Origin of the sequence: Corynebacterium sp. HMSC055A01, assembly GCF_001809405.1 — a bacterium.
In the GTDB taxonomy this organism is placed as follows: Bacteria; Actinomycetota; Actinomycetes; order Mycobacteriales; family Mycobacteriaceae; genus Corynebacterium; species Corynebacterium hesseae.
This window is the reverse complement of the sequence record NZ_KV797598.1, coordinates 181,468-181,859: the sequence shown is the minus strand read 5'-3', so window position 1 is coordinate 181,859 and position 392 is coordinate 181,468.

Here is a 392-nt window from a genome sequence, read left to right as displayed (position 1 = left end):
CTCATCCCCGCTCACGCGGGGAGCACTGGGGTTATTCCTGCTGGCACTAGTGGCCTGTGGGCTCATCCCCGCTCACGCGGGGAGCACTCCCACCTGTCACGCACCAACAACGCGGCCCGCGGCTCATCCCCGCTCACGCGGGGAGCACCTACAGGCTCAGCACAGAAGCAGACCCCCGGTGGGCTCATCCCCGCTCACGCGGGGAGCACACCTGGCGGACGCGGAGCAGGCGGGAATGCTCGTTGGCTCATCCCCGCTCACGCGGGGAGCACAGGCGCTCACCATCCTTAACCTTCTGGATGCCGGGCTCATCCCCGCTCACGCGGGGAGCACTCCATCTCGGGTTGCCCCGTGCACGTAGTCACCGGCTCATCCCCGCTCACGCGGGGAGC